Raw genomic sequence first — 11,522 nt, 5'->3', positions numbered from 1 at the left:
CCGTCGTCTGCCTGCGGTCAGCTCGGCAGATCGGTCTCGAACCGTGCCAGCGAGTACTCCGTGGTCTTGAAGTCGCCGTCGGTGACCGTGACGATCGCTACCGCGTCGGTGTCCAGGCCGGCGTGGTCGTCGGACGAGAACGTGAACCGGCCGGTCGGCGTGAGCTCGTCGAGGTCCTCCAAGGCGTCGCGCACCTTCTCCCGGTCCGCCGATCCCGCCTTCTCGATGGCGGCGACGAGCAGCTGGACGCCGGTCGCGCCGTCGAACGCGAACTGGGGCGGGTAGGTGCCGTTGGCCTCGACCCACGGGTCGGCGAAGGCGTCGACGAGGTCCTTGAGCGAACCGGCGGGGAGCTCGCGTCCCGGCACGGCGATGCTGCTGGTCATCGTGACGCCCTCGGCCGCCTCACCAGCGGGCTCGACGTACAGCTGGGACGCCTGGGCTCCCGTCATCAGCAGCGGGATGCCACTGCCTTCCATCTGCTTGGTGATGATCACCGGCGCTGGGCCGGCGCCCCAGACCAGGAACGCGTCGGGAGCGGCCGCCTTCACCTTGGAGACGAGAGGGGTGAAGTCCGTTCCCGTCTGGTCGAAGGCCTCGTCGACGACGACGTCGATGCCGGCCTCCTTCGCCGCAGCGAGGGTCGCCTCGTTGCCGGTCTCGCCGTAGAGGTCGTCACCGACATAGCCGATCGCCAGTGTCTCGTAGCCCTGGTCGGCCACGTGGTCGACCATCGCCTGGGCGTAGACCTCAGGAATGGCGACACCCGTGAACGCGTAGGGGTTGCTGCCGTCCGCGAACGCACTGACAGGTCCCAGTGCCACCGTCGGGATCTTGTTGGACTCCGCGCTCGGCCCCACTGCGGTCGACGCCGACACGAACGACGACGACAGGATGGCGCTGTAGCCGCGGTCCGCGGCCAGCTGGTTGTACTCCGTGACCGACTGCGGGACATCGGACTTGTCGTCCTTGATGGTGACCAACAGGTCGCGGCCGAGGACACCTCCTGCCTCGTTGATCGCCGCGACCTCCTGCTCGATGGCCGCCTTGTCTCCCGCGCCCAGGGGTGACAAGAAGCCGGTCAGCGGGATGACTACGCCGATCTTGATGGGGCCGGAGCCCTCTGCGGGGGTGCCGCCGGAGGAGCTGCACGCCGACAGGCTGAGCGCTCCAGCCATGGCGATAACAGCAAGTCGGGACTTGAACATGGTCACCTCTTCATTGAGACGGGCCGAGACGTTCGAGTTATCAGGTTTTCTGTTATCAGGAACCCTGATGATGGAGTATGGCGGCGGTCACACCGGCCGTCAAGGGTCCGGTTGACAGTGCGCCAGCACCACCGCAGACTGACTGGTCGTCAGGAGACCTGATACAAGGCGGCGGATCGAGTGGCGGGGGCGGGGACCTACATGACGAGTCCGGAGGCCCTTCCGGCCCATGACCAGGACGTGACCCTGCTTTACATCATCAAGCAGGTCGAGCTGGCCGTACGGCAGGCGCTCGACGACGTAGTTGCCGGCGCCGACCTGACCGCCCTGCAGTACACCGCGCTCACCGTGCTGGAACGGCATCCCGGGATGACCTCGGCAGAGCTGGCCAGGAACTCGTTCGTCCGGGCCCAGACGATGGCCGAGATGGTGACCTACCTGCTCGGCCGCGGGTTCGTCACCCGTGAGCGGGACCCGAGCAACCGCAAGCAGTACCTCCTCGCGCTGAGCCGGGAGGGCCAACAGGTCCTCGACAACCTCTCCGACGACGTGGCCGGCATCGAGGCCCGGATGCTCGAGGGCTTCGACCTGGGCCAGACGGAGATCCTCCGCACGTATCTGTCCCGGTGCCGGCACTCGCTGGCCGGGCAGCCACACCGCTGACGTACTTCCGTATGGCCTGAGACTTTCCTCGGACCGACACATCCACGCTGGTAGGTTGCCCGTCATGACGTCACCAGCGCCGGGCGTCGGCGAGGTCGCGCCGGCGGCGGTCGTCGACCCAGGTCCGGTCCCGCCACCCGAGCCGGAGCCGGAGCCCGCGCCCCCAGCAGCCCCCGCACCGGAACCGGAACCGGAATCGGAGCGCGAACCCGAGCCAGAGCCCGAACCGGCACCCGTGCCCGTGCCCGCGCCCGTGCCCGCCCTGCGCGCCGCGGCGCTCCCCGTCCGGCCGGTTCGGCGCATCCCGGCCAGCGGCGAGCGCCTGGGCCGGTTCACCCTCGCCGAGGCGCTGGGCCACGGCGGTTTCGCGCACGTGTACCGGGCACAGGCCGACGACGGCGACGAGGTAGCCCTCAAGGTCCTGACCGGCCTGCACGACGACGCCCGGGAGCGCTTCGCACAGGAGGCGCATCTCCTGGAGCGCCTGGACGGTCGCGGTTTCCCGCGCTTCGTGGAGGCCGGCCTGGACGCGGACCAGCCCTGGTTCGCGATGGAGCTCGTGCCCGGCACCACGCTGCGGGACCGGGTGCGCGAGGAAGGGCCGCTGTCCGGGCCACAGGCGCTGCGCCTGGCCATGCAGCTGGTCGACGCGCTGCTCGTGCTGCAGGAGGAGCGCTGCCTGCACCGTGACCTCAAGCCGGCGAACATCATGGTCGACGGCGACCGCGCGGTGCTCATCGACCTGGGCATCGCCAAGGTCTTCGACGCCGCGACGTCGACGCAGCCTGCCGGAACCTTCTCCTACATGGCGCCGGAGCTGTTCGGGCGCCGGGTGCACCCGCGGTCGGACGTGTACAGCCTGGGCCTGCTGCTCGTGTATGGGAGCACGGGCACGCTGCCGCTGGACCTGAACTTCCTGGGCCGCGACCTGGTGGCCACCGACCTCGTGGACGAGGAGCTGGCCGACCTCGCACCGGACGAGGACCCCCTGCCCGAGCGGCCGGTCATCGACCGGCACCTGCGGGCGCTGATCCTCGCCATGACCCGGTACCAGCCGAACCACCGCCCGCCGCTGGAGAACATCGCGGGGGTCGTGCGGGCCCGCCTCGCGAGCACGACGCCCGACCCGACCCTGCTGCTCACCTCGCAGCTGCTCAGCGACGGCGTGACGGCCGCCGAGGTGGCCGCGCTCCCGGCGACCGACGTGCTGCCCGGCCGGGGCCACACCAAGGTGCTCCAGCGCGACCCTGACCGGTCCGACGACGCCACGCCCAACTACCGCACCCCGGAGCCCTGGCACGCCCTCGTCTACGACCGCGCGCTCATGAGCGTCCTGGCCGAGGTGCACGCGGACGGTTTCGACGGCGCCGCGGAGCAGGTCGTCGCCGACCACGTCGCGGAGATCGGTGCGCACGTCGCCGGCGGCCGCACCCCCGCCGAGATCAAGGACTGGATCTGGGAGGCGATGCGCTGGCAGGTCACGTCTCCCCCTGACGGCCACGCGGACACGCTCCGCGGCTGGCGTGCGTTCCGCAGCCCGGAGCCCGCCCCGGTGAACGAGCGGGCCGCCGTCGGCAGCGGGCCGGGCGGGCCGCCGTCAGACTCGCCCGTAGCTGCCGTACCCTCGCCTGTCACGCCCCAGGCTGCCGCGGCGACCCAGGTCGTCCGCAACCCGCCACCGCAGTCGTTCGAGCCGCGCAAGAGCCCGGTCAAGCACCTCGGACCGGCACCGCGGCAGGCGGGGGCGGGCCCATCGGTGCGCGCCACCCGCCCGATGCCCGCCATACAGGCCCCCGCCGTCCAGCGGCCCCCCGCGAACCGCCCGCCGAGCATGCAGCCGGGTGTGCGTCCGGGCACGCAGCCGAGACCTGCCGCCCCCACACCGGCTCCGCCGCGCAGGAGGCCGTGGCCGCTGCGCCTGCTCGGCGCGCTGCTGCGCTGGGTTCCCCGGCTGCTGCTCCTGGCCGCCGCGTACGTGCTGGTCAGCCGGGGTCCCCAGGCGGGCGACCCGTTCCTCGCCGCGCCGGCACTCGCCGTCGCCGCGTTCGGGCTGGCCGTTCTCCTGCGCATCGCCGGCCACAAGATGCGGATCTGGTTCTACGTGCTCTCCGCGCTGCTCGTCGGCGCGGGGTCGGTGGCCCTGTGGGCGACGGGTGCCGGCCTGCTGCACCTGGGCTGACCCACTGCCGGGTCGGCACGGGGCGACTACTACTCCGCGGGGTGGGTAACGGAGAGGGAGCATTGCTACCGCTCCGTTACCCTCCCCGCTGCGTATGTCTTGCCCGCCGGTCCGCCGCGCCGTCGGGTGTCCTACTGGAAGTCCCGCGACCGCGCCGGGACCGTCAGCGACAGCGTGGACAGGTGCTCCGCGAGGAGGTTGACGGCGCCGTCGGCCGCCTCGATCCGGCCCCGCACCACCATCGCCTGCGCCGACCGCGCCACCTTCCGGAACCGCTGCCACAGCCCGACGGTGCAGATCACGTTGAGCAGCCCCGTCTCGTCCTCCAGGGACAGGAACGTCACTCCCCCGGCCGTGCCCGGCCGCTGCCGGTGCGTCACCACCCCGCCGACGGCGATCCGGCGCCCCGGCTCGGTCGCGATCGCCTGCGCCACGGTGAGCACGCCCGCCGCCGCCAGCCCCGGCCGCACGTGCTGCGTCGGGTACGAGTCGGGCGTGATGCCGGTGGCCCATGCGTCGGCCTGCGTGAGCTCGATCTCGCTCATCCCGGGCAGCATCGGGGCGTCGACGCCGACACTGACACCGGGCAGCGTCGTCGGCCCCTCCTGGCCCAGCGCGCCCGCGGCCCACAGCCCTTCCCGGCGCTCGACGCCGAACGGCTCCAGCGCGCCACCCGTGGCGAGCGCCTCGAGCTGGGCCGACGACAGCTCGACCCGGCGCACGAGATCCCGCAGCGACGCGAACCCCGCGCCGTCGTCCCGGGCCGTGACGATCTCCTCGGCCTTGTCCTTGCCGATGCCGCGTACGGACTCCAGCCCCATGCGGACGGCGAGCTGCTGGTCGCCGTCAGCCAGCCGCTCCACGCCGGCCAGCACCCGCGACTCCGTCACCGAGGGCCGCAGCACGCGCACCCCGTGCCGGCGGGCGTCGGCGGCCAGGGACTGCGGCGAGTAGAACCCCATGGGCTGCGCCGCGAGCAGCCCCGCGTAGAACGCGGCCGGGTGGTGCACCTTGAGCCATGAGCTCGCGTACACGAGGTACGCGAAGGAGTAGGCGTGCGACTCGGGGAAGCCGAAGTCGGCGAAGGCCTTGAGCTTCTCGAAGATCTCGTCCTGCGCGGCGGGCGGGATCTCGTTCTCGGTCATCCCCGCGTAGAACCGCTCGCGGAGCTCCTCCATGCGTTCGACCGACCGTTTGGAACCCATGGCGCGCCGGAGCTGGTCGGACTCCTTGGGCGTGAAGCCGGCGACGTCGATCGCCATCTGCATGAGCTGCTCCTGGAACAACGGCACGCCCATGGTGCGGCTCAGGGAGTTCTCGAGCAGCGGGTGCAGGTACGTGACCTTCTCGCGCCCGCGGGCCCGCTCGATGTACGGGTGCACGGAGCCGCCTTGGATGGGACCGGGCCGGATGAGCGCGACCTCCACGACGATGCTGTAGAAGTCTCGCGGCTGCAGCCGCGGCAGCGTCGCCATCTGGGCGCGGGACTCCACCTGGAACACGCCCACGGTGTCGGCGGCGCAGAGCAGGTCGTAGACGCCCGCGTCGTCCTGCGGCAGGCCGTGCAGCGTGAGCGTCTCCCCGGTCATCTCCTTGACGAACTCGAACGCGTACCGGATGGCGGTCAGCATGCCCAGGCCCAGCAGGTCGAACTTCACCAGCCCCGCGTCCGCGCAGTCCTCCTTGTCCCACTGCAGCACCGTGCGGCCCTCCATGCGGGCCCACTCCACGGGGCAGACCTCGATCACCGGGCGGTCGCACATCACCATGCCGCCCGAGTGGATGCCCAGGTGCCGGGGCAGGCGGAGCATCCGGTCGGCGAGATCGAGCACGTCGTCGGGGATCTCTCCCTCCTCCGCGGCCGACGGCGGCGTGCGGAACGGCACGACGTCGTGGGTGTCGTCGGCGCGGGTCGGGTCCGGCCGGGGCTCTCCCGGGGGGCGCGCCTCCTCAGTGACCACATCGACGACCCGCGGGCCCCACAGCGCCGCGACACGGGCGTCCTTGGCGGCGGTCTTGTTCTGGGGCACGGCCGCCTTCGGCTTCAGCGTCCCCCAGCGCTCGATCGACTTGGACCACGCGTCCTGCTGCCCGATGTCGTAGCCCAGCGCGCGGGCGGCGTCCCGCACCGCCGACCGCGGCCGGTAGGAGATGACGTTCGCGACCTGCGCCGCGTGCTTGCGCCCGAACTTCTCGTAGACGTGCTGGATCACCTCCTCGCGCCGCACCGACTCGATGTCGACGTCGATATCAGGCGGGCCGTCCCGCTCCGGCGCGAGGAACCGCTCGAACAGCAGCTTGTGCTTCACCGGGTCCACCGCGGTGATCCCCAGGGCGTAGCAGACCGCCGAGTTCGCGGCGCTGCCCCGCCCCTGCGCGAGGATCCCGCGGGTGTGACAGAACTGCACCAGGTCGTAGACCACCAGGAAGTACCCGGGGAAGTTCAGGTCGGTGATGACCTGCAGCTCGTGGTCGATCTGTGTCCAGGCCTTCTTGTTGCTCTCGCGCGGGCCGTAGTACTTCGTCGCACCGCGGTAGGCGAGCACGCGCAGCCAGGACGCCTCGTCGTGCCCGGGCTCCACCGGGTACGGCGGCAGGTCGGGGGCGATGAGCTTCAGGTCGAACGCGCACTCCTCCCCCAGCGCGGCCGCCGTCGGCACGGCCTGCGGGTGCAGGCGGTGCAGGCGCGCCATCTCGGCGCCGCTGCGCAGGTGGGCGGTGGGCGCGCCGGGCAGCCAGCCGTCGAGGTCGTCCAGGCTCGACCGGGCCCGGACGGCGGCCAGTGCCCCGGCCAGGTCGCTGTCCCGGGGGCGCGCGTAGTGCGCGGCGGTGGTGGCGACCAGCGGCAGGTGCGCCCCCTGGGCGAGGAGGGCCAGCGCGTCGTGCAGGTCGGCGTCGCGCGGGTCGCCGGTGGCGGTGATCTCGACGGCGACGTTGTCCCGGCCGAAGGTGTCGGTCAGCAGGTCCAGCTCCCGCCGGGCGGCGGTGAGCCGGTCGGTGCGGTTCTGCCCGACGCCGGCGCCCGGCCCGCCGGACATCAGCGACCGGCGGACCGCACCCTTGCGGCACCCGGTGAGCACCAGCCACTCCCCGCCCGACGCCTCCCCCAGCCCCTCCATGGTGTAGCTCGCGGCGCCCTTGACCCCGGCGTCGAGGTGCGCGGTGCCGATAGCGCTCGACAGGTTGCGGTACCCCTGCGGTCCGCGCGCGAGCACGAGCAGGTGCGTGGCGCGCGGGTCGGGGATCCCGGTGGGCGGGTCGAGCACGGGCGCGCCGCCCCCACCACCGGATGCACCCGCCGGGACCGGCAGGTGCAGCTCCGCCCCGAACGCGGCGGGCAGCTCTACGGCCTTGGCGGCCTGCGAGAACCGCACCACCCCATACAGCCCGTCGTGGTCGGTGATCGCGAGCGCCTTCAGCCCGAGGCGCGCGCCCTCGGCGGCGAGCTCCTCGGGGTGGGAGGCACCGTCGAGGAAGCTGAACGCGGAGTGGGCATGCAGCTCGGCGTAGGCGGGCACATCAGTCATAGACCGCCTCCAGCACCCAGGTGCCCGACGACGCCGACAGGAGCAGCCCCACGTCACCGGGAAGATCGGTCACCACCTGCAGGAACACGCGCCGCTTGCCGCCGGGCGTCCACCATCTCTCGGCGACCGGCCACGGCCCGGCCCAGCCGGTCACCGCGTGCCGACCGACCAGGGCCTCCACAGCGGTCGCGCCGGCGGCGGGCACCTCCACGACCGCCGGGTCGCCGCTCGTCGCGAGGCGTACCCCGACCACCACCGGGCGACCCGCGGCGTCGAGCACGCGTGCGGGGACGGGCTCGGGCAGCACTACCGACGGCGCCGGGGGCGGCAGGGCGCCGGGCCAGGGCCGGTCGGGGTCGCGTTCGGGCGGGACCTGCTCACCGTAGGGGACGAGCTGGACGCGGTCGCGGGGGTCGCGCCCGCCCTGGAGGCGGACGGTGAGGACGGCGTCGCCGCCGAGCAGGGCCTGCACGCGCTCGACGGCGCGGCGGGCGCGCAGGTCCTCGCCCGCGCCGGGCCCCCACAGGCGCGGCTGCAGCGCCCCGGCGGGAGCCACCTCCTCGGCGGCCAGGGTCAGGCCCGCGATCGGGGCGGGCGCTTCGCCCTGCCCGAGGGACGACGCCGTGAGCCAGCCCTCCAGCTGCCACCGCACCCGGTCGGTGATCCGGGCGGCCGACAGCCCGCCGAGCGTGTCGTCGGTGCGCCACAGCCGTTCCAGGGTGCGGGCCTCGCCCGTGACCGGGTCGACGGCGCGCGCCGTGATCCGCAGCCGCCCACACGCCAGGCCGCGTCGGCCCAGGTCGTCGTGGAGGTGCTCGGCCAGGCGGCGGGCGGCGAAGGTCGCGACGTCGACCCGGTGCGCCGGCGGGTCCAGCTCCTCGGTGACGGTCAGGTCCTCGGCGAGCCGACGCCGGGCCGGGGGCCGCACGTCCTGACCCCGGGCGAGGCGCTGCGCCCAGACGCCGAGGTCGCCGAAGCGAGCGGCGACGGCGGCGTCGGGCAGGGCGGCCAGGTCCGCCAGGGTGCGCACGCCGAGCCGGCGCCACAGGTCGACCAGCTCGGTCAGGGTGCGGTCCCCGGGGCGGGCGTGCACGAGCACGGCCGCAGGGCGGGGCGCGAGGTAGTCCCGCGAGGCGCCCGGCGGCACGACGGCGTCGTCGCGGGCGGCCAGGACCGCGGCCAGGTACCCGTCGGCGACCCCGACCTGGCACTCGTGACCGGTGCGGACGGCGACCTGCTCGGTCAGCTCGCGGGCCAGGTCGTGCTCGGAGCCGTGGTAGCGGGCCGCGCCGCCCGACGGCAGCAGGAGCAGACCGGGGCGCGCGATCTCCAGCCCGGAGACCACAGTCTCCGCGGCCACGGCGACGGGCTCGAACTCGCGGGCGTCGCGGGCGTCGTCGGCCGGCCAGAGCTGCAGGTCGGGGCAGCGCCCCTGGGCCTCGCGGCGGCGCATGCCGCGGCGCACCCCGGCGCTGCGCGCGGGGGCGGACACCGCGATGATCCGCCCGCCGGGGCCGCCCGTGACGGCCGCGGGCACCTCCGGGCCCAGGCCGGCGACGACCAGGGCCGCGACGACCGGCCAGTCGGGCACCCAGAGGCAGGCGGTGCGGGTGGCGACCGGCGCGGCGGGGGTGGCGGAGCCGGCATCGTTGGCGCGTGGGGCGCGGTCGGTGGTCATCCGACGAGCTCCAGCTGCGGACGGCTCTCGGAGGCACCGCCCGTCGTCCCGGCTTCCCCGACCACGGAACTCTGCTCTGCGGCAAGCTCCACGCCTCCGACGAGCTCTGTACCTCTGACGAGCTCCACACCTCCGACGAGGTCCGCGGCCCCGGCGGCCGCCCGGCACACCGGCACCTCCACGTCCAGGTGCAGGGGGCGCGCCGCGCTCCCCCGCCCGGTGCGCCGCACCCGCAGGGTCCGACGCCGCAGCCAGCCCGCCCCGTGGTCGATCCCCGCCCAGGCCCCCGCGGTGGCCTCGAGCACCACGTGGGCACCGGGCCAGCCGGCACCCGCACTTCCGGCACCAGCACTGCCGAGACCCGCTCTGCCGGCGCCGTCGTTCGGCGGCCCCGCCGCCACCAGCACGCTCCCCCGTTCGCGGGCGCGCGCCGTCAGCCGGCGCCGGTCGTGGTCCAGCAGCGTCACCTCCGGCCCGATCACCACCACGTCCATGCCGTCGATCAGCGCCGCGAGCACGGGGGGCGCGTCCACACCCGACCCGCTCGGCAGCGGCACCACCAGGGTGCGTGCCAGGTCGCACCCGGCGTCGGCCGCGGCGGCCATCCCGGCGGCCGGGTACCCGGCCAGCACGGTCCAGGCCCCGTCGCGGGACGCCTCGGCGAGCAGGGTGAGCAGGAGCGACGTCGAGCCCCGGACCACGACGGTGGTGCCGGTGCGCAGGCCGCCGTCGGGCAGGAGGGCCGCGAGGTGCGGGTGGACGGGCAGGATGCGTGCGTCCTCGCCCGGCGCGCCCACCAGGCCGCCCGACGACGGGGCCGACCTTGTCGCGGACTCGGTCCCGGGCCTGGTCGCGAGCCCACCCCGCAGCGCCCGGACCTGTACCCGTGGCTCGCGAGACAGCTCGCGGGGCGACCCAGCGGGCGACTCGACAGACAGCTCAGCAAGTGGCTCGAACGCCGGCTCGGCGGGCTGCTCAGGAAGATGCTCGCGAGGCTGCTCGGTGCGGACCACCTGGATGGCCCGTGCGGCTGTGGCCTGTTTCCGCACACCGGTGCGCACCTCGGCGGACCGCAGCGCTGCGAGCGCACGGGCGTGCCGGGTGTCCGCGACGACGGCACTGTCTTCGACATCGGGGGCGCCGGTGTCGAAGTCGGTGCCGGCCTCCGAGGAGACTGGTACAACGGTCATGACCCTCCAGCGATGGTGTCTGCCGGTGGTGACCGGATCGGTCGAGCACCCAATCGAACGCATGTTCGATAGAACACCAGTACACCTCTCGCAGGGCACGCCTGTCAAACCATCTGCCTCGCAACACTGCGGTGCCCCGGCCAGCTTCGACGACCTGCGCTTCCCACAGCCCGCGCTCGGTCGGCGAACGGGCCGAAATGCTCTCGGGCGAGGCGGCGCCGTCGCACAGTGCACCCGTTCAGTGGGTGCCGGGCGGGCTGAACCAGGTTCGGTTGGGACCAGGATTCGCGGGCTGTGCCGAACAGTTCAGCCAGGGTGAACTGCGTACGCCTCAGCCGCGCGCTTGCCGCCTCTCCTGAACTGTTCAGCAGAGGCGAACTGAGTCGGGCCAGGCCGAACGAAATCCAGCAGACCTGGCACCCGCTCCCCGAGGCCACCTCACCAGCGACCTGTCGGACGCCCCGGCACTTCGCTCACGCCCCGCTCCGCACTCCTCGCACTGGCATGACCTTCGGGCACCCGATCCCAGGTGCACCTGCACCCCAGCGAAGCTCAGGCTTCCGGCACGTAGAGCAACAGCGTGTGCGCGACCAGCGCCGGCTTCTCGGACCCCTCGAGCTCGACGGTGACCCTGGAGGCGAGACGTACGCCGGTCGGCGTCGGCTCGGCCGAGAGGATCGGTGCGGGCCCGCACGCGCGAGCCCGCCGGCACCGGGGCGAGGAACCGCAGCCGGTCCATGCCGTAGTTCATCGCCATGGCGGTGCCGCCCACCTCGACGAGCGACGACGCCAGGTGCGGCAGCAGCGACAGGGTGAGGTGCCCGTGGGCGATCGTGGAGCCGAACGGCCCGGCGGCCGCCTTCTCGACGTCGACGTGGATCCACTGGTGGTCCTCGGTGGCGTCGGCGAACGCGTCGATCCGCTCCTGCGTGATCTCGAACCACTCGCCGGTGGCCGTCCGCCCCACGGCGTCGGCGAGGGCAGCCGGCGAGGCGACGACGATGACCTCGCCCACGCCGCCGTCGCTCACGGCCTCACTCACGCCGGCACCCACGCCGCCGTCACTCACGCCGCCGT

Annotated in this window: 7 protein-coding genes; 2 read left to right on the top strand and 5 right to left on the bottom strand. The window is 73.5% G+C overall.

From position 1 onward, the window contains the following. Window positions 1–17: 17 nt before the first annotated feature. A complete protein-coding gene (locus IE250_RS21535) occupies window positions 18–1,208 on the bottom strand; it encodes an ABC transporter substrate-binding protein (RefSeq protein ID WP_189671365.1) in 1,191 nt (396 codons plus the stop codon). Between the two features lie 201 nt (window positions 1,209–1,409). Between IE250_RS21535 and IE250_RS21530 the strand changes: the two genes are divergently transcribed. Both IE250_RS21530 and IE250_RS21525 read left to right on the top strand, forming a co-directional pair. After that, on the top strand, window positions 1,410–1,871 hold the full coding sequence (locus tag IE250_RS21530) for a MarR family winged helix-turn-helix transcriptional regulator (protein WP_189671364.1): 462 nt from the start codon (window positions 1,410–1,412) through the stop codon (window positions 1,869–1,871). A gap of 64 nt (window positions 1,872–1,935) precedes the next feature. Further along, window positions 1,936–4,050: a serine/threonine-protein kinase gene (locus tag IE250_RS21525; RefSeq protein WP_189671363.1), complete on the top strand. Its 2,115-nt coding sequence runs from the start codon at window positions 1,936–1,938 to the stop codon at window positions 4,048–4,050. A gap of 131 nt (window positions 4,051–4,181) precedes the next feature. Here the strand turns inward: IE250_RS21525 and IE250_RS21520 are convergent, their stop codons facing one another. The 4 genes from IE250_RS21520 to IE250_RS25000 all read right to left on the bottom strand — a co-directional run bounded on the left by IE250_RS21520 (window position 4,182) and on the right by IE250_RS25000 (window position 11,514). Next, a complete protein-coding gene (locus tag IE250_RS21520; RefSeq protein WP_189671362.1) occupies window positions 4,182–7,577 on the bottom strand; it encodes an error-prone DNA polymerase in 3,396 nt (1,131 codons plus the stop codon). Further along, window positions 7,570–9,255 carry a Y-family DNA polymerase gene (locus IE250_RS21515; RefSeq protein ID WP_229872672.1) on the bottom strand — a complete coding sequence of 562 codons (1,686 nt, stop codon included), beginning with the start codon at window positions 9,253–9,255 and terminating at the stop codon, window positions 7,570–7,572. Before IE250_RS21515 ends, IE250_RS21520 begins: the two co-directional genes overlap by 8 nt. Further along, window positions 9,252–10,445: a DnaE2-dependent mutagenesis accessory factor ImuA' gene (gene imuA', locus IE250_RS21510; protein ID WP_189671361.1), complete on the bottom strand. Its 1,194-nt coding sequence runs from the start codon at window positions 10,443–10,445 to the stop codon at window positions 9,252–9,254. Before imuA' ends, IE250_RS21515 begins: the two co-directional genes overlap by 4 nt. Before the next feature lie 364 nt (window positions 10,446–10,809). Then, window positions 10,810–11,514, bottom strand: coding sequence for a MaoC family dehydratase (locus IE250_RS25000; protein ID WP_308434177.1), 705 nt, complete (start codon window positions 11,512–11,514; stop codon window positions 10,810–10,812). Window positions 11,515–11,522: the final 8 nt, after the last annotated feature.

Source organism: Promicromonospora soli (genome assembly GCF_014653785.1).
GTDB lineage: Bacteria > Actinomycetota > Actinomycetes > Actinomycetales > Cellulomonadaceae > Promicromonospora > Promicromonospora soli.
The sequence above is the reverse complement of the archived record's forward strand: the minus strand, read 5'-3'. Positions and strand labels throughout refer to the sequence as shown.